A 19,313-nucleotide genomic window follows, 5' to 3' on the forward strand; every position below is an offset into this window, starting at 1 on the left:
TCGCCATTTCCCGCGTAGCTTTCGCAGGGCTCGTCGCCATGTTCCCTGCTTACGGCACGTGGGCGAGTTCCCCGTGGCGCGCGGCCCATGCGGCCCGGACCGACGCGCTCAGCGGAACACGTCGTCGGAGTCCTCCCAGCCCTCCGGCTCAGCCGTGGCACCGAGCCGCGGCAGGGGAGCGCGTGCCGCGTACATGGCGTCGATGTCCTGCGCGTAATGCCGCACGATCGCGTCCCGGCGCAGCTTCATCGACGGTGTCAGCAGCCCGCCTGCCACGTCGAACGGCTCCGGCAGCACCTTGAACACCCGGATCGACTCCGCCCGCGACACCGCGCTGTTCGCCGCGGCCACCGCCCGCGCCACCTCCTCGCGCAGCGCGTTCTCCTCCCGGGCCTCCCGCAGCGGCGCGTCCCGCGGCAGCGCGAGCGCCGCCCGCCAGTGCACCAGGAAGTCCGGGTCCAGGGTGATCAGGGCGCCCACGCAGGGACGGTCGTCGCCGATCACGACCGCCTGATGGATGAGCGGATGCAGCCGCAGCCGCTGCTCCAGCGCGCCCGGGGCGACGCTCTTGCCGCTGCTGGTGATGATGACGTCCTTCTTGCGCCCGGTGATCGTCAGATAGCCCTCGGAGTCCAGGTGACCGAGATCCCCGGTGGCGAGCCAGCCGCCCCGCAGCGCCATGCGGGTCGCCGTCTCGTCGCCCACATAGCCGTGGAACAGCGACGGCCCGCGCACCAGGATCTCCCCGTCGGCGGCGACCCGGATCTCCGTGCCCGGCAGCGCCTGCCCCACCGTACCGGACTTCTCCCGGCCCAGCGGCTGCATGGTGATGCCGCCGCAGGTCTCCGTCAGCCCGTACCCGTCGTGCACCTGGATGCCGATGCCCTCGAAGAAGAGGGACAGCTCACGGCTGAGCGACGAGCCGCCCGAGGTCGCCCGGCCCACCCGGCCGCCGAGCGTGGCCCGCAGCCGCCGGTAGACGGTGCGCTCGTACAGCGCGTGCTGCAGGCGCAGCTCCATGCCGGGTCCCGATCCCCGGCCGAGCCGCTGCCGCTCGCAGGCCGCGGCGAACGCCCGCGCCGTCTCCGCGGCCCGCTCGAACAGCGCCCCGCGCCCCGACCGCTGCGCGGTGCGCAGCCACGTCTTGTACAGCTTCTCGAACACCGACGGCACCCCGTAGAAGTACGTCGGCCGGAACGAGCGCAGCGCCGCCGCCAGCGCCGCCTCGCCCACCTCGGGCTCATGGCCCAGCACGATGCCGCCGCGCACGCACAGGCCCTGGATCATCAGGCCGTACACATGGGAGAACGGCAGGAAGGCGAGGACCCTGCCCTGCTCGCCCGGCGCCGCGGCCGTGTGGCCCCAGCCCGCCAGCAGGGTGTCGCAGGGGTTCGCCAGGGCCCGGTGGCTGAGCGCGCAGCCCAGCGGACGGCCCGAGGTGCCCGAGGTGTAGGCGATGACCGCGGTGGAGCCCGGCAGCACGATCCGGCGCAGCGAGTCGACCGTCTCCTGCGGGATCACCTCGCCCCGCGCGGCCAGCTGCTCCAGCCCTCCGGCGTCCAGCTGCCACACGTGCCGCAGTGCCGGCAGGCCCGCGCACACCGAGCCGACCGTCATCGCCCCGTGTTCGTCCTCGACGACCACGGCCACGCACCCGGCGTCCCGCAGGATCCACTCGACCTGGTCGCGGGACGCGCTCGGGTACACCGGCACGATCTCGGCGCCCACCGTCCACAGCGCGTAGGCGAACACCGTCCACTCGTAGCGGGTGCGCGCCATGACCGCGACCCGGCGGCCCGGTGAGATCCCGGAGGCGATGAGGCCCTTCGCCAGGTCGGAGACGTGGTCCCGCAGTTCCACCGCGGTCACCTCCTCCCACCGGTCGGAGGACGGGTCGGGCCGGTGCGCGGCGAGCGGCAGGGTCGGGTCGCGCTCGGCGTGTTCGAAGAGGCTGTCGGCGAGTCCTCCGGTCAGCGGGGTCGGCGTGGTCGCTGGAGCGAGTGCGAGGTCGCGCATGCGCTGCTCCTGAGGTGTACGGGCCGTGACTGCGCCGACGCGAACCGTCGGCGGCGGTGGTCGAATGTATCGGGCCGGGAGCCCGAATGGTGCCCGGACAGCGGAAGTGATCCCGGTTCGATGATCTCGGCGGGATCGGGGGACTCGGACGGTATGACTCACATCAACCCCGACCCGGAACCCGAGCGCACGTCGGGCCTCGAACCGGGCGGTGGCGTGCCCCCCGGGGAGACGCCGCCCGCGGAGAGCAGCATGCCCGAGGCAGGGCCCCGGGAGACGCACAACCCGCCCAAGGGCTGGGCCAAGGGACCGCTGACGCTGATCATCGTCCTGGTGGTGCTGATCGCGGCGTTCTTCCTGGCCTACGCCCTGGTGCTCATCCTGTAGCGCCCTGCGTGCGGCGCACACAGGCGGCGACGACCTCGCGCAGACTGTCCGTGCGGGCCAGCAGTTCGCGCTGCACCCGTGCGCCGTTGCCGTCCCGCAGCAACCGGGCGCAGCCCGCACGCGCCCGGTCCAGGTCACCGTTGTCCCGGAGCGCGTCCCCGACGTGCTCCAGCAGCGCCTCGACGACCGTCTCCGCGGGCGCGGGACGCATGGTCGAGGGAAGCAGCAGCTCGCCGGTGAGCCCGGAGCGAGCGGCCCGCCAGCCGGCCAGGCGCAGCACGCTCACGTCGGGGTCGGCCGGGGCCCGTCCGGCCCGCCACTCGCGGGCGGCCGTCTCCACCAGCCCGCGGGCGAGGGTCGCGATCAGCGTGGCGGTCTCCGCGTCCAGGCAGACGTCCGCGACCCGTAGCTCCACCGTCGGGTAGTTCCGCGACAGCCGGGCGTCGAAGTAGATCATCGCCTCGTCGAGGAGGGTGCCGGTCGCCATCATGTCCGCGATCCGCCGCCGGTACCGCTCGACCGAGCCGGACACCTCCGTCGGGCCGGCCGACGGCCAGCGCTGCCACACGCGGCTGCGGTAGCTGCTGTAACCGGTGTCCTTGCCCTGCCAGAAGGGGGAGTTCGCGCTGAGCGCCGCCAGCACCGCGAGCCACGGCCGCAGCCGGTCCACGACCGCCACGCCCTCCTCGTCGGACTCCACCGCCACATGCACATGACAGCCGAGGACGAGTTGTTCCCGGGTGGCTATCCCGTACTCCCGCTCCATCCACTGATACCGGCGGTTGGCGCCCACGGACGGGTTCACCGGCAGCGGGGAGGTGGCGAGCGCCGCGACCGCGCAGCCGATGTCCTCAGCGTGCCGGGCGGCCTCCCGGCGGCAGCGGACGATCTCGGCGCCCAGCGCCGCCATCTCCGACTGCGGGTGCGTGGCGAACTCCAGCATCTGCTCGTGGAGTTCCTTCTCGAAGACGTCCTGCCCGGCGTCCTCGTGCTCCGCCCGGGCGAGCACGGCCGCGGAACGCGCCCGCGGCTCTCCGGTCTCCGGATCCACCAGGAGGAGTTCCTCCTCCACACCCACGGTGCGCAACCTGTGCCCGCCTTTCGAGGTCCCTACGGGACGAGGGGGCCGCCCCCTCGTACGCCCCGACTGCCCCGTCGGCGCGGGTTCACACCGCCGCGGGCGTGAGCCACACCGTGGCCAGCGGCGGCAGGGTGAGCGGCAGATGGCCGTCCTCGGGCTTGACCGGGCCCGGGTTGGTGACGTCGCCGCCGCCGTAGCGGGCCGCGTCGGTGTTCAGCACCTCCTCCCAGGCGACGACGCCGTCGGGCACCCACAGGCGGTAGTCGTGGCGGACGACGGGGGAGAAGTTGCTCACCGCGAGCAGCGGGCTGCCGTCGGCGGCGAAGCGCAGGAACGCGAACACGTTGTCGTCGGCCGAGTCGCAGGCCACCCACTGGAAGCCGGACGGATCGGTGTCGCGCTCCCACAGGGCGGGACTGCGCCGGTAGCGCGCGTTGAGGTCCCGCACCAGGTCCTGCACGCCCCGGTGGTCGCCGGCGGCACAGTAGCCGGGGTCCAGCAGCCACCACTCGGGGCCGTCCGGCTCCGACCACTCGCCGCCCTGCGCGAACTCCTGCCCCATGAAGAGCAGTTGCTTGCCCGGGTGGGCCCACATGAAGCCGAGGTAGGCGCGGTGGTTGGCGCGCCGCTGCCACCAGTCGCCGGGCATCTTGGAGACCAGGGCCCGCTTGCCGTGGACGACCTCGTCGTGGGAGATCGGCAGGACGTAGTTCTCGCTGTACGCGTAGACCATCGAGAAGGTCATCTCGTGGTGGTGGTACTTGCGGTGCACGGGCTCCTTGCTCATGTACTGGAGCGAGTCGTGCATCCAGCCCATGTTCCACTTCAGCCCGAAGCCCAGCCCGCCGCTGTCGGTCGGCCGGGTCACCCCGCCCCAGGCGGTGGACTCCTCGGCGATGGTCACCACGCCCGGCACCCTGCGGTACACGGTCGCGTTCATCTCCTGCAGGAACCCCATGGCGGCCAGGTCCTCCCGCCCGCCGTAGGCGTTCGTGCTCCACTGGCCGTCCTCACGGGAGTAGTCCAGGTAGAGCATCGAGGCGACCGCGTCCACCCGCAGCCCGTCGATGTGGAACTCCTCGCACCAGTACACGGCGTTCGCGACGAGGAAGTTGCGCACCTCGGTCCGCGCGTAGTCGAACTCGTACGTCCCCCAGTCGGGGTGCTCCGCCCGCTGCGCGTTCCCGGGTTCGTACAGCGGGTCCCCGTCGAACCGGGCCAGCGCCCAGTCGTCCTTCGGGAAGTGCGCCGGCACCCAGTCCATGATCACGCCGATGCCCGCCCGGTGGCAGGAGTCGACGAAGTACCGGAAGTCGTCCGGGCTGCCGAGCCGGGAGGTCGGCGCGTAGTAGGACGTGACCTGGTAGCCCCAGGACCCGCTGAACGGATGCCCGGCGACCGGCATCAGCTCCACATGGGTGAAGCCCATGTCCTTGACGTACGCCGGCAGCTCCTCGGCGAGCTGCCGGTACGACAGGCCCGGCCGCCAGGACGGCAGGTGCACCTCGTACACCGAGAACGGCGCCTCGTGCACCGGCCGGTCCCCGCGACGCGCCAGCCACTCCTGGTCGCCCCACTCGTAGCGCGACGACGTCACCACCGACGCCGTGTCGGGCGGCACCTCCGCCTCCCGGGCCATCGGGTCGGCCTTCAGGAACCGGCCGCCGTACTGCGAGGTGATCTCGAACTTGTACCGGGTGCCCTCGCCGACCCCCGGCAGGAACAGCTCCCACACCCCGGACGCGCCCAGCGACCGCATCGGGAACGCGGTCCCGTCCCAGTGGCAGAAGTCCGCCGCGACCCGCACCCCGCGCGCGTTCGGCGCCCACACCGTGAACCGGGTGCCGGTCACGCCCTGGTGGGTCATCGGCTCGGCACCGAGCGCCTTCCACAGCTGCTCGTGCCGGCCCTCGCGGATCAGGTGCAGATCCAGCTCGCCCAGCGCCGGCAGGAACCGGTACGGGTCGTGCGTCTCCTGCTCGCCGTCCCCGTACGACACCAGCAGCGTGTACGCCGGGATCTCCTCGTGCGGCAGGACGACCGAGAACAGGCCGTCGCCCTCCGAGACGAGGGGATGGCGTTCCCCGCCGACCAGCGCGGTCACCGACTGCGCGAACGGACGCAGCGCCCGCACGGCGCACCCGCCCGGCACGGGATGCGCGCCGAGCAGGGCGTGCGGGTCGTGGTGGGAACCGGACAGCAGCCGGCCGCGGTCGGCCGGGTCCAGCGGCGGGGCCACCCCGCCCGGCCGGTGCACGGGCGGGAGCGGGCCGGAGGCCTCGGGGGGTGAGGTGTCGCGCAGCGCCACGGTGTCAGTCTCCTCTCACGGCGAGTCGTTCGATCGCCGCCATCGGCACGGGGAGCCAGTCCGGACGGTGTCTGGCCTCGTAGAGCACTTCGTACACGGCCCGGTCCGTCTCATAGGCGCGCAACAGGCCGTGCTTCTTGCGCGGATCCCACCCGGCCCGGGCGGCGTAGCCCGCGCAGTACGCCTCCCGGCAGCGGCGCGCCCACTCGGGGCGCCAGGGCCGGCGCTGCCGGGCCGCGTAGTCGAAGGAGCGCAGCATGCCGGCGATGTCCCGGACCGGGGACTGGGCGCTGCGCCGCTCGGCGAGCGGCCGGGACGGCTCGCCCTCGAAGTCGATGACGAACCACTCCCGCCCCGCGCGCAGCACCTGACCCAGGTGCAGATCGCCGTGGATCCGCTGGGCCGGCGGCCCCGGATCACAGGTCGTGAGCGCGCTGAACGCGCCCCGCAGCCCCGGCACGAACGGCCGCAGCGCCGGCACGCTGTGCGCGGCGGCGTCCAGCCGCTCGGCCATCGCCGCCGCCGTCCGCCCGTTCTCGCCGGGGGCACCGGTCGGGAACGCCGCGGCCAGCGCCAGATGGACGTCCGCCGTGGCCCGGCCCAGCTCCCGGGCGTGCCCGGTGAAGTCCGCGCCCGTCGCCAGCGCGTGCAGGCCCAGCGTCCAGCCGTCGGAAGCGTCCCGCAGGAACGGCTGGAGCACGCCCAGCGTCGCGGGCTGCGGCTGGGCGGTGTGGAACCACGCCACCGGCGCGGGCACCCGCTCGCACCCCTGCCCGGCCAGCGCGACCGGCACCTCCAGGTCCGGGTTGACGCCCGGCTGGATGCGCCGGAACACCTTCAGGATGAACTCGTCGCCGTACACCAGCGAGGAGTTGGACTGCTCGGCGTCCAGCACCCGCGGCACCAGCCCCGCGGGCACCGGCTGGGCCGGGTCGGCCTCGAAGCGCAGCGGGCCCGCCGAGCCCGGGTGCCGCAGCCGCTCCAGCAGCAACTGCGCCGAACGGGGGTCCAGGAGGGCGTCGTAGACCGTCAGACCGGCCAGCGGACCGTCCTGCGCCCGCCCGATCAGGGCCCGGCCCAGGCGCGGCGACGGATGTTCCTGGACGCCCAGGAAGAGCTGGTAGATGTCCCCGGGCGGGGGCGTGCCGCCGGGGGCGGGGACGCCCGCGTGGCCGCCGTGGCCGCCCGCGTGACCGGCGTGCACCAGCAGGTGCAGACAGCCCGGGAACAGCTCGGTCAGGGACAGCAGGCTCAGGTCCGTGACGGGACGGTCCTTGCCGGCGAACCACCGCTGCCTCGGCAGCCACGCCCGCAACAGCCCGTCGAGCGAGGCCATGGGCCGGGTGAGCCCGGCCCGTCCGCTGTCGCTCGGTCGGAGGGATGCGGTCTTCGTCATGGTGACGCCTCCTTTCGTCGGCGCATGCTCACGGTCGTCGGCCTCACAGCCGTCGGCCGATACGAGATGCGACTCGGACGAGCCGGAACCAGTAGAAGCCGTGGCCCCCGAGGGTCAGCAGGTACGGAAGTTCACCGATGGCGGGGAAGCGGACCCCGCCGAAGAGTTCGACCGGATGACGGCCGGCGAACTCGCGCAGGTCGAGCTCGGTCGGCTGGGCGAACCGCGCGAAGTTGCTCACGCACAGCACCAGGTCGTCCTCGTACTCGCGCAGGAACGCGAGCACGGCGGGGTTGGACGACTGCAGCTCGCGGAACGAGCCGAGGCCGAAGGCCGGGTTCTGCTTGCGGATCTCGATCATCCGCCGGGTCCAGTGCAGCAGCGACGACGGCGACGCCAGGGACGCCTCGACGTTGGTGACCTGGTAGCCGTAGACCGGGTCCATGATGGTCGGCAGGAACAGCCGTCCCGGGTCGCAGGTGGAGAAGCCCGCGTTGCGGTCGGGCGTCCACTGCATGGGGGTGCGCACGGCGTCGCGGTCGCCGAGCCAGATGTTGTCGCCCATGCCGATCTCGTCGCCGTAGTAGAGGATCGGCGAGCCCGGCAGGGACAGCAGCAGGGCGGAGAACAGTTCGATGGTGTGGCGGTCGTTGTCGAGCAGGGGCGCGAGGCGGCGCCGGATGCCGATGTTGGCGCGCATCCGCGGGTCCTTGGCGTACTCGGCCCACATGTAGTCGCGCTCCTCGTCGGTGACCATCTCCAGGGTCAGCTCGTCGTGGTTGCGCAGGAAGATGCCCCACTGGCAGTTGGACGGGATGGCCGGCGTCTTGGCCAGGATCTCGGAGACGGGGTAGCGGGACTCCCGTCGTACGGCCATGAAGATGCGGGGCATGACGGGGAAGTGGAACGCCATGTGGCACTCGTCGCCGCCGACGCCGTAGTCGCCGAAGTAGTCGACGACGTCCTCGGGCCACTGGTTGGCCTCGGCGAGCAGCACGGTGTCCGGGTACAGCGCGTCGATCTCGCGGCGGACGCGCTTCAGGAAGTCGTGGGTGGCGGGCAGGTTCTCGCAGTTGGTGCCGTCCTCGGCGTAGAGGTAGGGCACGGCGTCCAGGCGGTACCCGTCGATGCCGAGGTCCAGCCAGAACCGCAGGGCCGCCAGGATCTCCTCCTGCACGGCGGGGTTCTCGTAGTTGAGGTCCGGCTGGTGGGAGAAGAACCGGTGGAAGTAGTACTGCCCGCGCACCGGGTCGAAGGTCCAGTTGGAGACCTCGGTGTCGACGAAGATGATCCGGGCGTCCTGGTACTGCTTGTCGTCGTCGGCCCACATGTAGTAGTCCCCGTAGGGGCCGTCGGGGTCGCGGCGGGACTCCTGGAACCACGGGTGCTGGTCACTCGTGTGGTTCATGACGAAGTCGATGATGACCCGCATGCCGCGCTGGTGGGCCGCGTCGACGAACTCCACGAAGTCGGCCAGGTCACCGAACTCGGGCAGCACGGCCGTGTAGTCGGAGACGTCGTAACCACCGTCCCTGAGCGGGGACTGGAAGAACGGCGGCAGCCAGAGGCAGTCCACGCCGAGCCACTGGAGGTAGTCCAGTTTGGCGGTCAGGCCCTTGAGGTCGCCGACGCCGTCGCCGTTGCTGTCCTGGAAGGAGCGGACGAGGACCTCGTAGAAGACGGCACGCTTGAACCAGTCCGGGTCCCGGTCCTGGGCGGGTGTGTCCTCGAAGGTGTCCGGGACGGGCTCGTTGACAGTCATGACGCTGCTGACCCTCCGATCTGCGGCGCGGCGGGGGACCGCTGGACGTGGAGCACATGGGCCGGCGCGCGGCCGGGCTCCAGACGCACGTAGTTCGTGCTGCCCCAGTGATAGGTCTCACCCGTCAGTTCGTCGTGCACCGACACGGCTGTGTGCGGGTCCAGGCCGAGTTGCGGCAGGTCCAGCGTGACCGTGGCCTCCTGGGTGTGGTGAGGGTCGAGGTTGGCGACCACCAGGACCGTGTCGGGGCCGGACCGCTTCGAGTAGGCGATCACCGCGTCGTTGTCGGTCCAGTGGAAGCGCAGATTTCGCAGCCGGCGCAGCGCGGGATGACGGCGCCGGATGGCGTTGAGCCGGGTGATGAGGGGGGCGATGCTGTCCGGGCTGTCCCAGTCGCGGGGGCGCAGCTGGTACTTCTCCGAGTCGAGGTACTCCTCGCTGCCCTCCCGCAGCGGGGTGTTCTCGCACAGTTCGTAGCCGGAGTAGACGCCCCAGGCGGGGGAGAGGGTGGCGGCGAGGACGGCGCGGACCTCGAAGGCGGGGCGGCCGCCGTGCTGGAGGTAGGCGTGCAGGATGTCGGGGGTGTTGACGAAGAAGTTCGGCCGCATGTAGGCCGCCGCCCGCCCGGACAGCTCGGTCAGGTACTCGGTCAGCTCCTGCTTGGTGTTGCGCCAGGTGAAGTACGTGTACGACTGCTGGAAGCCGATCTGGGCCAGGGTGTGCATCATCGCCGGGCGGGTGAACGCCTCCGCCAGGAAGATCACGTCCGGGTCGGTGCTGTTGATCCGCCCGATCACCCGCTCCCAGAACACCACCGGCTTGGTGTGCGGGTTGTCCACCCGGAAGATCCGCACCCCGTGCTCCATCCAGTGCCGCAGGATCCGCACGGTCTCGGCGACCAGGCCGTCCATGTCCCGGTCGAACGCGATCGGGTAGATGTCCTGGTACTTCTTCGGCGGGTTCTCCGCGTAGGCGATCGACCCGTCGGGGCGGTGGTGGAACCACTCGGGATGCTTGTGCACCCACGGATGGTCCGGGGAGCACTGCAACGCGAAGTCCAGCGCGATCTCCAGGCCCAGCTCACCGGCCCGCGCGACGAACCGGTCGAAGTCCTCGATGGTCCCCAGGTCCGGGTGCACCGCGTCGTGCCCGCCCTCCGGCGAGCCGATCGCCCACGGCACCCCCACGTCCTGCGGACCGGCGGACAGGGTGTTGTTGGGGCCCTTGCGGAACGTCGTGCCGATCGGGTGGATGGGCGGCAGGTAGACGACGTCGAACCCCATCTCCGCGATCGCGGGCAACCGCCGGGCGGCCGTGCGGAACGTGCCGTGCGGACGCTCCGCCGTCCCCTCCGAACGCGGGAAGAACTCGTACCAGGAACCGAACAGCGCCCGCTCCCGCTCCACCAGCAGAGGCAGCGGCTCGGACGCGGTGACCAGCTCCCGCAGCGGATACCGGCCGAGCACCGCGTCGACCTCGGGCGTCAGCGCCGCCGCCAGCCGGGTGGCGACGGGCAGGGAGTCGTCGCGCAGCGTCGCGACGGCGGCCAGGACCACCGCGCGCACCGCCTCCGGGGGCACTTGGGCGGCCGCCCGCTCGTACAGGTCGGCGCCCTCCTCGAGGACCAGCCCCGTGTCGATCCCGGCCGGCACCTTGACCTGGGCGGTGTGCCGCCAGGTGGCGAGCGGGTCGCTCCACGCCTCCACGGCGTACGTCCAGTGGCCCGGCGCCCGCGGGGTGACCTCGGCGCCCCAGCGGTCGGTGCCGGGGGCGAGTTCGCGCATCGGCGTCCACGGGCCGGGCCGGCCCTCGGGATCCCGCAGCACGACGTTGGCTCCGACGGCGTCATGCCCCTCGCGGAACACGGTGGCGGTGACCTGGAACGTCTCGCCCGTGACCGCCTTCGCCGGGCGTCTGCCGCCCTCCACCGCCGGTTGGACGTCCCGCACCGGGATGCGCCCGATGGCCACCGTCGCACTCATGGGTCTCACCTCCGCCGTACTCGGAGCCGGCCCGTCGTGGCCCGGCTCGGGATGCTGCGCCGAAAGGGTGGAACTACCGGGCCACCCGGGACCGGACACCCGTCGGCGGATTCCGCCGGGCGGCTCCGGTCATCAGGGGCCGGTCGTCCTGTTCCTGCAAATAGGTGGTCAGGGTGGTGCGCAGAAACCGTTCGGCCGCATCGGCGGCCTCCCGCGCACACCGCTTCCCCATGAGCACGCACAGGGTGTATCCCGAGTTCTCGAAAGTCGCCCGTACGGCGCGGTCGGCCGGGGACGCGAGCATCATCCGCTCCCACGCCCGGTACCGCCGCAGCTGCCGGGCCACTTCGGCTCTGGCGGGTAGCAGCATGGCGCCGTTCACCTTCCGGGGCACTCGATGGACACGTTCCCGACGGTCGGGCCGGTGGCCGTGCACGACTGCGGGCACGGAGTTCCGTTACGGCGATCGAGGCCTTCACTCATGGTGCACGCACGGCGACCCAGCGTCTTGTTAGAGCTTCAACCACATCACTTGTGTCGCTCGTGTTGCACGAATGGGCTAGCGGCCGCACTGTTGATGTGACTCAGAAGCGATCAGTGCTCACGCTTCGTGTCGGGGGATTCGGCCCGCTAGGGCGAGGAAGGGAGCGAGAGCCTCGCCGGTGAGGAGCCAACGAGATGAAGACCGCAGTGCCCTGCTACTACCACCTCGACGTGGAAGTCAGTCCGGAACGCGTGGGACAGGTCAGCCGCATCCTGGCCGCTCACCTCAGGTACTGGGACCTCGAGACGCTGGTCGAGCCCGTCTGCAGCGGCGCCGAGCTGCTGCTGAACGCCATCGACGAGCACGCCACGGACAAGAACACGTCGATCGAGATGTGGTGGAACGGCCAGCATCTGATCACCGCCGTCGGGGACCACGACCGGGACCTGCGCCCGGACCAGGACCTGCGCGCGTGCCTCCAGCACATCGCCGCGACGAGCGACGGCTGGGGCTGCTGCGCCACCGACACCGGCAGCAAGGTGATCTGGTTCTCCCAGCGCGCCCGCGCCGGCCGCCGCGCCCCGCTGGTCCCGACCGCCCCGGCGCCCAGCCTGCGCGAGGGACTGCAGGTGCCGCGCGAGGAACCGGTCGTCACCGTGGCCGCCCCGGCGCCCACCGCCGACGGTGCTCTGGAGGACGCGCGGTGACGAAGGAAACGCACCGGAACGCCGGGGTGCCCGTGTGGAGCGGGCACCCCTATCCACTGGGTGCCTCCTACGACGGTCAGGGCACCAACTTCGCGCTCTTCAGCGAGGTCGCCGAACGCGTGGAACTCGTCCTCGTCGAGGACGACGGCCGGCACCGCACGGTGCCGGTGCACGAGGTCGACGGCTTCGTCTGGCACTGCTACCTGCCAGGCGTCGGGCCGGGCCGGCGGTACGGCTACCGGGTGCACGGTCCGTGGCACCCGTCCCTCGGCCAGCGCTGCAACCCGGCGAAGCTGCTGCTCGACCCGTACGCCACGGCCGTCGACGGGCAGATCGACAACCACCCCTCGCTGTACGAGCGGTCGGCCACCGGGCCCGACCCGGCGGACAGCGCCGGGCACACCATGCTCGGCGTGGTCACCGACCCGTACTTCGACTGGGGCGACGACCGCCCGCCGCGACGGCCGTACGCGGACACCGTCATCTACGAGACCCACGTACGGGGCCTGACCCGCAACCACCCCGACGTGCCGCCCGAGCTGCGCGGCACCTACGCGGGGCTCGCCCACCCGGCGGTGATCGAGCATCTGACCTCGCTGGGCGTGACCGCCGTCGAGCTGATGCCCGTGCACCAGTTCGTGCAGGACGGGGTCCTCCAGGACCGCGGCCTGTCGAACTACTGGGGCTACAACACCATCGGCTTCTTCGCCCCGCACAACGCCTACGCCGCCGACGGCACCGGCGGCCGACAGGTCGCCGAGTTCAAGGCGATGGTGAAGGCGCTGCACGCGGCCGGTCTCGAGGTCATCCTCGACGTGGTCTACAACCACACCGCCGAGGGCAACGAGAAGGGCCCCACGCTGTCCTTCCGGGGCATCGACAACGCCTCGTACTACCGCCTGGTCGACGGCGACTGGGGGCACTACTACGACACCACCGGCACCGGCAACAGCCTGCTGATGCGGCACCCGTACGTGCTCCAGCTGATCATGGACTCGCTGCGGTACTGGGTGACCGAGATGCACGTCGACGGCTTCCGCTTCGACCTCGCGGCCACCCTGGCCCGGCAGTTCCACGAGGTGGACCGGCTGTCGGCGTTCTTCGACCTGATCCAGCAGGACCCGGTGATCAGCCGCGTCAAGCTGATCGCCGAGCCGTGGGACGTCGGCGAGGGCGGCTACCAGGTGGGCAACTTCCCGCCGCTGTGGTCGGAGTGGAACGGCCTGTACCGGGACACCGTGCGCGACTTCTGGCGGGGCGAGGAGTACACGCTCGGCGAGTTCGCCTCCCGGCTGACCGGGTCCTCCGACCTCTACCAGCACAGCAGGCGCCGGCCGCGCGCCAGCGTCAACTTCGTCACCGCGCACGACGGGTTCACCCTGCGCGACCTGGTCTCGTACAACGACAAGCACAACGAGGCCAACGGCGAGGGCAACCGGGACGGCGAGAGTAACAACCGGTCCTGGAACTGCGGGGCCGAGGGCGAGACCCGCGATCCGAAGGTGCGCGAGCTGCGGGCCCGGCAGCAGCGGAACTTCCTGGCCACCCTGATGCTGTCGCAGGGCATCCCGATGCTCGGCCACGGCGACGAGCTGGGGCGCACCCAGCGCGGCAACAACAACGCGTACTGCCAGGACAACGAGGTCTCCTGGATCGACTGGCGGCTCACCGGTGAACAGTGCGACCTGCTGGAGTTCACCCGGTACGTGATCGGCCTGCGCGCGGCGCACCCCGTGCTGCGGCGGCGCCGCTTCTTCCGGGGCGAGACCGCCGTCCGCGCCGACCAGCCGCTGCCCGACCTCGTCTGGCTGCTGCCCAACGCGAGCGAGATGAGCGACCAGGACTGGGAGCGTTCCGACGCGCACTGCGTCGGCGTGTTCCTCAACGGCGACGCCATCGCCGAGCCGGACCCGCAGGGCCGTCCGGTGGTCGACGACTCCTTCCTGCTGCTGCTGAACAGCTACTGGGAGCCCGTCGACTTCCGCCTCCCGGACGCCGCCTACGGCGACCGCTGGACGACGGTCCTCGACACGGCGGTCCCGGGCGCCCCGGACGCCCCGGACGAGACCGAGCACAAGGCCGGCACGGTGCTGCCGGTGGAGAGCCGCAGCCTGGTCCTGCTGTCCCGGCCGCCGCGCTGACGCGCCGAGGGGGGCGGGGTTCCTCCTCGGAGGAACCCCCAGGGGGCGTCCTACCGCTCCAGCCGGGACGTCACCGTGAACTGCGCCCCGTCCGGATCGCGCAGGATCGCCTCCTCGGGGGCCTCGCGCAGCACGCTGCCGCCGTTCAGCTCGGCGGCGCGGGCACAGGCGGCGACGTCGGTCACCGAGAAGTGGACCTGCCAGTGCGGCCGGATGGTGGGGTCCGGCGCCGACTCGACGGCCCCGGACTCGATCCGGGCGACGATGTCGCCGTGGCTGCGCAGCACGACCTCCTCGCCCTCGTAGCGCACCTCGCAGCAGCCGGGGGTCGCCGACGCCCAGTCGAGGACCTCGCCGTAGAAGATCGCCGCGTCGAAGGCGTCCCGGGTGTGGAGCCTGACGAACGCGGGTGCCGCTCGCCGCCAGGTCTCCCAGTCGGTGAACAGCTTGCCCTCCCAGATCCCGAACGTGGCCCCGTCCCGGTCGGCCAGCAGCGCCCCGCGGCCGGGCGGGAAGGAGATCGGGCCGACCGCGACGGTGCCGCCGCGCTCCTGCACCCGGCCGGCGACCGCGTCGGCGCTGCGCACGGCGAAGTAGGGCGTCCAGGCGACCGCCGCGTGGCCCATGACGGCCATCCCCGCGATCCCCGCGACCGGCGTCCCGTTCACCACCGCGATCCGGAACCGGTCGCCGAGCTTGCCCGAGCGCCACTGCCAGCCCAGCACGGCGGTGTAGAACGCCTCCGTGGCGGCCAGGTCCCGGCTGGTCAGGCTCACCCAGCAGGGGGCGCCGAAGACGGAATCGGTGGAGACGACCTCCGTCGGGCGGGCGGGTGTCGGGTGCTGTGTCATGGCAGTCGTTCCCTGGGTTCGTGGGGCCGGCGGCCACCGGTCCGAGACCAGTGTCCAACCGGAACCGCTTCCGGCGCCTGCCGAGTACCCCCAAGGCACCACGCAGTCCCGGGCGTGTCAGGCCGTCGCGGTGGCGCCGGGCGGCCGCGGTGGCACGATGGACGGGTGGCACACACACCGAGCGAGCCGGCCGACGACACGGACCGGATCGCCGCACTGCAGGAGGAAGTGGCCCAGCTCAAGGAGGCCGTCAGTTCCCATGCCGTGGTCGACCAGGCGATCGGGATGATGGTCGCGCTGGGACGGGTCACCCCGGACCAGGGCTGGATGGTGCTGAAGGAGGTCTCCCAGCACACCAACGTCAAGCTGCGCACGGTCGCCGAGCTGATCCTGATCTGGGGCCGGCAGGGTGAGATGCCCCCGGAGATCCGCGCCGAGCTGGAGGACGCCCTCGACCGTCACGGCCCGACTCAGATCCCGGGAGCACCCCCCGAGGGCGCCTAACGCGTCTCCGCCAGCAGCTCCTCGCGCAGGCGTTCGAAGCAGGCGCTGAGCAGGCGGGAGACGTGCATCTGGGAGATGCCCAGCTGCTCGGCTATCGTGCTCTGGGTCATGCCGCGGAAGAACCGCAGGTAGAGGATGGTCCGCTCGCGTTCCGGCAGGGCCTCCAGGAACGGTCGTACGGCGACTCGGTCCACCACGACGTCGTAGCGCGGGTCGGGCCCGCCGATCGCGTCACCGAGGGCGTAACCGTCGGTGCCCGGCATCTCGGCCTCCAGCGAGAGCGCGGAGAAGCACTCCAGCGCCTCCATGCCGGTGGCCACCTCCGCCTCGCTGAGCTGGGCGTGCTCGGCTATCTCCGCGATGGTCGGGGGCCTGCCCGGCGTGGTCTGCGAGAGCTCCTTGGAGGCGCGCCGCACCCGGTTGCGCAGGTCCTGGACGCGCCGGGGCACGTGCAGGGTCCACATGTGGTCCCGGAAGTGCCGCTTGATCTCACCGGTGACGGTCGGCACGGCGTACGCCTCGAAGGCGCGGCCGCGCGACGGGTCGTAGTGGTCGACGGCCTTCACCAGTCCGAGTGCCGCCACCTGGTAGAGGTCTTCCAGGGCCTCGCCGCGCCCGCGGAAGCGGACGGCGATCCGCTCGGCCATGGGCAGCCACAGCCGCACCAGCTCGTCTCTGAGGGCCTTGCGCTCCGGGCTGCCTTCCGGGAGCCCGTGGAGCCGTTCGAACGCCTCCGCGGTGTCGGGGGCGTCGTCGTGCGGGTGCTGCTTCGTTCTGCCGGCCGTACGCATCGTGTGCGCGCCTCCCTCAGGGGATGCCGGTTGGGGACGGACACCGTGGGAGAGGCGCATGCGGGCACAGGCATTCGGGACGCCGGGGACCGCTGTGCGGGACTCCCACGGACGTGCCTCCTGTCCGAAGCACTCCTATGCCGATTCCCTGGACAAAACCGGACGAAACACCATCCGCGAAATTTCCTGGTGCCTCGGCCCCGAACCACACGGCTCCCGCTCGTCCCGCAGAGTGATGTACGGCACGCCCGGCCGCCGCCCGGACCGCCCCGCGGCGGATTGCTCCTGCCCACGGCTTGATCACCGATCAAAGCTTCGACATCACCGGCAACAGCCCATTCCGCTCATTTGACAGTGCGCTCGGGCCACGGATAGGAAGCAGCTCTTAGAAGGTCGAGAGGTGCGGTGTGTACGAGCCGAACGTGGTCGGTGACTGGCAGGAGTACGACGAGCATTCCGGTCTGCGGCTGCGCGTCCACAGACTGGAACAGGCCGAGCCGCCGCGTGGCCGGGACGACGCGGCCGAGGGGCTGACGTACTTCCGGTTCCGGGTCACCGTCGAGAACCGCGGCACCGAACGGTTCTGCGTCCACCTCGAGGACGGCCAGATCGACGTGCGCATCGGCGCCGACGGTGAGAGCGCCTTCATGGACTGGCGCAACTCGCAGTTCGTCGAGGGCTACGACGTGTACCCGCTGCGCCGCGCCACCGCCGTGCTGTACGCGGCCGGACCGGAGGCCGCGCTGAGCCGGGTCGACGTGCAGATCCAGCTGCGGGTCGACGACGAGTGGGCCGACCGCCGGATGTGGTCGGGCGGCATCGGCCTGCCCGAGGGGACGGCGTGCGCGCAGCCCTCCGCCGGCCGCGACAGTCTCGCCCACCAGGTGAGCAACTTCCTGCGCGACCAGGCGGAGGAGGGCACCGCCTGACGGCCGGTCAGTGCGGGATGCCGTCGATGATCTCCCGGGCGCCCTGACGCAGCAGCGCCACCGCGACCGAGGTGCCGAGCGTGGCCGCGTCCAGCCGGCCGGCCCACTCGTGGGCGTTCAGCCGGGTCTTGCCGTCCGGGGTGAACACACAGGCCCGCAGGGACAGTTCGCCGCCCCGGTCCACGCGGGCGTATCCCGCGATCGGGCTGTTGCAGTGGCCCTGCAGCACATGCAGGAACATCCGCTCGGCGGTCGCCTCGCGATGGGTGGCCGGGTCGCCGAGCGCGCTGACCGCGTCGATCAGCGCCGTGTCGTCCTCGCGGCACTGCAGGGCGAGGATGCCCGCGCCGATCGGCGGCATCATCGTCTCCGGCGACAGCACCTCGCTGATCACGTCCCGGCGGCCGATGCGCTCCAGCCCGGACACCGCGAGCAGCAGGGCGTCCGCCTCGCCCGCCGCCAGCTTCGCCAGCCGCCGGTTGGCGTTGCCGCGGAACGGCACGCACTCCAGATGCGGGTGGGTGGCGGCCAGTTGGGCGATCCGGCGCACCGATGAGGTGCCGATCCGGGTGCCGGCGGGCAGTTCGTCGAGAGTGAGGCCGCCGGGGTGGACGAGAGCGTCACGGATGTCGTCCCGCGCGAGGAACGCGGCGAACACCGTGCCGGCCGGCAGCGGCCGGTCCGCGGGCACGTCCTTGACGCAGTGCACCGCGAGATCGGCCTCCCCGGCCAGCAGCGCCGCGTCGACCTCCTTGGTGAAGGCGCCCTTCCCCTCGACCTGGGACAGGTCGCCCAGCCACTTGTCACCCGTGGTCTTCACGGGCACGACCTCGGTGCGCACGCCGGGGTACAGGGCGGTCAACTCGGCGCGGACCCGCTCCACTTGGGCCAGGGCCATGGGTGAGTCGCGGGAGACGATACGGATCAGTTCCGGAACGGACATGCCGGACACGATAGACCCTCCGGCTCGAGTCCCGGCGGTGGGCCTCACTTTCCCACAAGCAGCGAGAAGCGGACCTTGTCCCTGGCGCGGGCGCCGAGCCGGTCGTAGAAGCGGATCGCCCCGTCGTTCCAGACGGGGGTCTGCCACTGCACCTCGGTGAGTCCGAGCGCGCGGGCCTCCCCGGTCACCGCCTCCATGAGCAGCGCGCCGAGCCCCAGACCGCGATGGCCGGGGACCAGGAAGAGGCAGTCCATGTGCAGGTACTCGCACCCGTCCCAGGTGGACAGTTCGGGCGCGCAGGTGGCGTAGCCGACCACCTCGCCACCGGGTGCCTCGGCGACCAGGCAGCGCAGGCGCGGGGCCGCCGCGCCGAACAGCAGCGTGCCGAGGCGTTCGGCGAGGCCGGGCGCGGGAGGGCCGGCGCGCTCGTACTCGGCGTGCAGCCGGACCAGTTCGGCCACCCGGGGCAGATCGGCGGGCCGGGCGTGCCGCACCACGGGTGCCGCGGTCATCGCACCGCCCCCTCGACGGTGTCCGCGCTCCACGCGGCGAGCCGGTCCGACAGCGGGCCGGTGCCGTCCAGGACGTGCCGGGAGAACGCCTCCCGCTCGTGCGCGAGCAGCGCCGCCTCCCAGACGCACGGTGCCAGCCCGGCCCGTCCGGGCCGCAGCAGTCCGGGCTGCCCGGCCGGGCCGGTGAACACGGCGAGATCCGACATGTGCCCCTCGATCCAGGTGTGGACCAGCACGTAGTCGCCGTCGCCGCCCGCATGCACGACGAGAACGGACAGCCCGAGGGAGCCCCGCTGCCGGCCGAGCGCCAGATGGCCCTCGGCGATCCGCAGCGCCGCGTCGACGTCCCCCTCGGCGACCGTGCGGCCCGGGGCCAGGAGGGCGTACGTCTTCACCAGGTGCCCGGCGGCCTCCCGGGTGCCCAACGGGCGGGCGGTACGGGCGTGGTGGCCGTCGGAGAGGGCGAGCAGGGCGTCCGTGTCGACCGCCGGCGGGAGCGTGTGGGCTTGATCCATTCGG

At 72.0% G+C, this 19,313-nt stretch carries 17 protein-coding genes; 5 read left to right on the forward strand and 12 right to left on the reverse strand.

All coding sequences use genetic code 11. From position 1 onward, the window contains the following. Positions 1–108: 108 nt before the first annotated feature. The gene (locus tag ACSU6L_RS36160; RefSeq protein WP_437063841.1) at positions 109–2,016 is read right to left on the reverse strand and encodes an AMP-dependent synthetase/ligase; all 1,908 of its coding nucleotides are present in this window, start codon (positions 2,014–2,016) and stop codon (positions 109–111) included. Between the two features lie 153 nt (positions 2,017–2,169). On the opposite strand from ACSU6L_RS36160, the gene ACSU6L_RS36165 reads away from it, so the two are divergent. Continuing rightward, complete coding sequence (locus ACSU6L_RS36165; protein ID WP_073943804.1) at positions 2,170–2,403, forward strand: DUF6480 family protein; 234 nt, start codon at positions 2,170–2,172, stop codon at positions 2,401–2,403. Here the strand turns inward: ACSU6L_RS36165 and ACSU6L_RS36170 are convergent. The 6 genes from ACSU6L_RS36170 to ACSU6L_RS36195 all read right to left on the reverse strand — a co-directional run bounded on the left by ACSU6L_RS36170 (position 2,393) and on the right by ACSU6L_RS36195 (position 11,302). Beyond that, positions 2,393–3,490 (reverse strand): glutamate--cysteine ligase 2, encoded by a 1,098-nt coding sequence (locus tag ACSU6L_RS36170; RefSeq protein WP_437063842.1) that lies wholly within the window; start codon positions 3,488–3,490, stop codon positions 2,393–2,395. The genes ACSU6L_RS36165 and ACSU6L_RS36170 overlap by 11 nt on opposite strands. A gap of 79 nt (positions 3,491–3,569) precedes the next feature. Beyond that, positions 3,570–5,792: a 1,4-alpha-glucan branching enzyme gene (gene glgB, locus ACSU6L_RS36175; protein WP_437063843.1), complete on the reverse strand. Its 2,223-nt coding sequence runs from the start codon at positions 5,790–5,792 to the stop codon at positions 3,570–3,572. 4 nt (positions 5,793–5,796) lie between these two features. Beyond that, positions 5,797–7,188 (reverse strand): maltokinase N-terminal cap-like domain-containing protein, encoded by a 1,392-nt coding sequence (locus tag ACSU6L_RS36180; RefSeq protein ID WP_073943807.1) that lies wholly within the window; start codon positions 7,186–7,188, stop codon positions 5,797–5,799. A 43-nt stretch (positions 7,189–7,231) separates the two neighbouring features. Then, entirely contained in the window at positions 7,232–8,950 is a 1,719-nt protein-coding gene (treS, locus tag ACSU6L_RS36185) for a maltose alpha-D-glucosyltransferase (RefSeq protein ID WP_437063844.1), read from the reverse strand. Continuing rightward, positions 8,947–10,932: an alpha-1,4-glucan--maltose-1-phosphate maltosyltransferase gene (locus tag ACSU6L_RS36190; RefSeq protein WP_437063845.1), complete on the reverse strand. Its 1,986-nt coding sequence runs from the start codon at positions 10,930–10,932 to the stop codon at positions 8,947–8,949. Before ACSU6L_RS36190 ends, treS begins: the two co-directional genes overlap by 4 nt. 73 nt (positions 10,933–11,005) lie before the next feature. After that, positions 11,006–11,302, reverse strand: coding sequence for a DUF5133 domain-containing protein (locus ACSU6L_RS36195; protein ID WP_437063846.1), 297 nt, complete (start codon positions 11,300–11,302; stop codon positions 11,006–11,008). Positions 11,303–11,610: 308 nt separating this feature from the next. Here ACSU6L_RS36195 and ACSU6L_RS36200 point away from each other — a divergent pair, with 308 nt between their 5' ends. After that, complete coding sequence (locus tag ACSU6L_RS36200; RefSeq protein WP_437063847.1) at positions 11,611–12,123, forward strand: pep a2; 513 nt, start codon at positions 11,611–11,613, stop codon at positions 12,121–12,123. Beyond that, on the forward strand, positions 12,120–14,264 hold the full coding sequence (gene glgX, locus ACSU6L_RS36205) for a glycogen debranching protein GlgX (RefSeq protein WP_437063848.1): 2,145 nt from the start codon (positions 12,120–12,122) through the stop codon (positions 14,262–14,264). The genes ACSU6L_RS36200 and glgX overlap by 4 nt, the downstream gene beginning before the upstream one ends. A 50-nt stretch (positions 14,265–14,314) precedes the next feature. Here the strand turns inward: glgX and ACSU6L_RS36210 are convergent, their stop codons facing one another. Continuing rightward, positions 14,315–15,115 carry a VOC family protein gene (locus tag ACSU6L_RS36210; protein WP_437063849.1) on the reverse strand — a complete coding sequence of 267 codons (801 nt, stop codon included), beginning with the start codon at positions 15,113–15,115 and terminating at the stop codon, positions 14,315–14,317. Between the two features lie 165 nt (positions 15,116–15,280). Between ACSU6L_RS36210 and ACSU6L_RS36215 the strand changes: the two genes are divergently transcribed. Further along, positions 15,281–15,619 (forward strand): ANTAR domain-containing protein, encoded by a 339-nt coding sequence (locus ACSU6L_RS36215; RefSeq protein ID WP_437063850.1) that lies wholly within the window; start codon positions 15,281–15,283, stop codon positions 15,617–15,619. Here ACSU6L_RS36215 and ACSU6L_RS36220 read toward each other — a convergent pair. Next, positions 15,616–16,410 carry a SigB/SigF/SigG family RNA polymerase sigma factor gene (locus ACSU6L_RS36220; RefSeq protein ID WP_437063851.1) on the reverse strand — a complete coding sequence of 265 codons (795 nt, stop codon included), beginning with the start codon at positions 16,408–16,410 and terminating at the stop codon, positions 15,616–15,618. The two genes, ACSU6L_RS36215 and ACSU6L_RS36220, sit on opposite strands and share 4 nt — an antisense overlap. A gap of 407 nt (positions 16,411–16,817) precedes the next feature. Here ACSU6L_RS36220 and ACSU6L_RS36225 point away from each other — a divergent pair, with 407 nt between their 5' ends. After that, positions 16,818–17,339 (forward strand): hypothetical protein, encoded by a 522-nt coding sequence (locus ACSU6L_RS36225; RefSeq protein ID WP_437063853.1) that lies wholly within the window; start codon positions 16,818–16,820, stop codon positions 17,337–17,339. A 7-nt stretch (positions 17,340–17,346) separates the two neighbouring features. Here the strand turns inward: ACSU6L_RS36225 and hemC are convergent, their stop codons facing one another. Genes hemC through ACSU6L_RS36240 form a run of 3 tightly spaced genes read right to left on the reverse strand, consistent with a single transcriptional unit; the run spans position 17,347 to position 19,309 of the window. Then, positions 17,347–18,282 carry a hydroxymethylbilane synthase gene (gene hemC, locus ACSU6L_RS36230; RefSeq protein WP_437063855.1) on the reverse strand — a complete coding sequence of 312 codons (936 nt, stop codon included), beginning with the start codon at positions 18,280–18,282 and terminating at the stop codon, positions 17,347–17,349. A 44-nt stretch (positions 18,283–18,326) separates the two neighbouring features. Next, positions 18,327–18,794: an N-acetyltransferase family protein gene (locus ACSU6L_RS36235; protein ID WP_437063857.1), complete on the reverse strand. Its 468-nt coding sequence runs from the start codon at positions 18,792–18,794 to the stop codon at positions 18,327–18,329. After that, positions 18,791–19,309 (reverse strand): hypothetical protein, encoded by a 519-nt coding sequence (locus ACSU6L_RS36240; RefSeq protein WP_437063859.1) that lies wholly within the window; start codon positions 19,307–19,309, stop codon positions 18,791–18,793. The genes ACSU6L_RS36235 and ACSU6L_RS36240 overlap by 4 nt, the downstream gene beginning before the upstream one ends. Positions 19,310–19,313 lie beyond the last annotated feature (4 nt).

This window comes from Streptomyces sp. enrichment culture (assembly GCF_964272855.1).
In the GTDB taxonomy this organism is placed as follows: domain Bacteria; phylum Actinomycetota; class Actinomycetes; order Streptomycetales; family Streptomycetaceae; genus Streptomyces.

Excerpts from the sequence above, each read along its gene's own strand:
- ACSU6L_RS36200 (WP_437063847.1), top strand. The coding sequence starts at position 11,611 with ATGAAGACCGCAGTGCCCTGCTACTACCACCTCGACGTGGAAGTCAGT.
- ACSU6L_RS36190 (WP_437063845.1), bottom strand. The coding sequence starts at position 10,932 with ATGAGTGCGACGGTGGCCATCGGGCGCATCCCGGTGCGGGACGTCCAA.
- ACSU6L_RS36160 (WP_437063841.1), bottom strand. The coding sequence starts at position 2,016 with ATGCGCGACCTCGCACTCGCTCCAGCGACCACGCCGACCCCGCTGACC.
- ACSU6L_RS36165 (WP_073943804.1), top strand. The coding sequence starts at position 2,170 with ATGACTCACATCAACCCCGACCCGGAACCCGAGCGCACGTCGGGCCTC.
- ACSU6L_RS36210 (WP_437063849.1), bottom strand. The coding sequence starts at position 15,115 with ATGACACAGCACCCGACACCCGCCCGCCCGACGGAGGTCGTCTCCACC.
- ACSU6L_RS36180 (WP_073943807.1), bottom strand. The coding sequence starts at position 7,188 with ATGACGAAGACCGCATCCCTCCGACCGAGCGACAGCGGACGGGCCGGG.
- ACSU6L_RS36195 (WP_437063846.1), bottom strand. The coding sequence starts at position 11,302 with ATGCTGCTACCCGCCAGAGCCGAAGTGGCCCGGCAGCTGCGGCGGTAC.
- ACSU6L_RS36240 (WP_437063859.1), bottom strand. The coding sequence starts at position 19,309 with ATGGATCAAGCCCACACGCTCCCGCCGGCGGTCGACACGGACGCCCTG.
- hemC (WP_437063855.1), bottom strand. The coding sequence starts at position 18,282 with ATGTCCGTTCCGGAACTGATCCGTATCGTCTCCCGCGACTCACCCATG.
- ACSU6L_RS36235 (WP_437063857.1), bottom strand. The coding sequence starts at position 18,794 with ATGACCGCGGCACCCGTGGTGCGGCACGCCCGGCCCGCCGATCTGCCC.
- treS (WP_437063844.1), bottom strand. The coding sequence starts at position 8,950 with ATGACTGTCAACGAGCCCGTCCCGGACACCTTCGAGGACACACCCGCC.
- ACSU6L_RS36220 (WP_437063851.1), bottom strand. The coding sequence starts at position 16,410 with ATGCGTACGGCCGGCAGAACGAAGCAGCACCCGCACGACGACGCCCCC.